At 70.7% G+C, this 1,048-nt stretch carries 1 protein-coding gene and 1 pseudogene; one reads left to right on the top strand and one right to left on the bottom strand.

Going from position 1 to position 1,048, the window contains the following annotated elements; all coding sequences use genetic code 11:
• On the top strand, positions 1-406 hold a 406-nt coding region (locus G3I65_RS56175), incomplete at its 5' end, for a CdaR family transcriptional regulator (RefSeq protein WP_160704811.1).
• Here G3I65_RS56175 and G3I65_RS56845 read toward each other — a convergent pair.
• Positions 403-1,048: pseudogene (locus tag G3I65_RS56845) on the bottom strand (hypothetical protein); the annotation flags it as partial. The gene G3I65_RS56175 and the pseudogene G3I65_RS56845 overlap by 4 nt on opposite strands.

Raw genomic sequence — 1,048 nt, 5'->3', positions numbered from 1 at the left:
CGGCCGCCCGCACGCGCGCCCGGAAGGCCTCGCGGCGACGGTCGCGGAAGCCCGCGACGCGGCCCGCCTCGCCGCGACCCGGCCGGAAACCGGGCACTTCCTGCACGTCGACCAGCTCGGCATGGCCCAGCTGCTGCTCGAGTGGACCCGCACGGACACGTTCGAGCCGGCCGCGCGGGCGCTGATCGCCCCGCTGCTGGAGGCCCCGGGCGACCTGGTCCGCACCCTGGCGGCCTACCTGGACGCGGAGTCGTCCCTCGCCGAGACGGCCACGGTGCTGGGCGTGCACCGCAACACCGTGGCCGCGCGGGTGGCGCGGATTTCGCAGCTGCTCGGCGTGGACCTGTCCCGCCCGGACGAGCGGCTGGCCCTGCACCTCGCGTCCCGGGCGGTCACGCTCGACTAGCTGTCATCCCCGCCGGTGACGTTGCCGATGCTGGCGGGCACGCCCTTGATCATGTCGACGACGGTCTTGCCCGCCAGGCCCGACTTGCCGAACCACGGGTCGGTCATGACCTTGATGGCCGACTCGAACTTTTCGGCGCCTTCCTTGCCGAAGAGCTTGCCCAGTTCGTGCACGGAGAAGTTGGAGATCTTGTCGAACTTCTGCATGATTTCGGGGGTTACTCCGTCCACTTGGGACAGTTTGTTCTTGATGACGTCGGTCATCTGGTCGGTGAACGGCTTGTGCGGCTTGGGATCCGGGGCCGGGGTGGAGTCCGGTTTGGGCTCGGGCTTGGGTTCCGGGGTGGCGGAGGATGAGGACGGCGCGGGCTCGGGCTTCGGGTCGGGCTTGGGGTCCGGCTTCGGTTCCGGGGTGGTGTCCGGCTTGGGTTCGGGTTTCGGCTCGGGGGTCGCCGACGAGGGGGTGGTGTCTGGCTTGGGCTCGGGTGTGGTGTCCGGTTTGGGTTCGGGCTTGGGCTCTGGCGTGGCCGAGGAAGAGGACGGTGCGGGCTCGGGCTTCGGGTCGGGCTTGGGGTCCGGCTTCGGTTCCGGGGTGGTGTCCGGCTTGGGTTCGGGTTTCGGCTCGGGGGTCGCCGACGAGGGG

The sequence above is a fragment of the Amycolatopsis sp. SID8362 genome (assembly GCF_010550475.1).
GTDB lineage: Bacteria > Actinomycetota > Actinomycetes > Mycobacteriales > Pseudonocardiaceae > Amycolatopsis > Amycolatopsis eburnea.
This window is presented reverse-complemented; position numbering and strand designations above follow the sequence as displayed.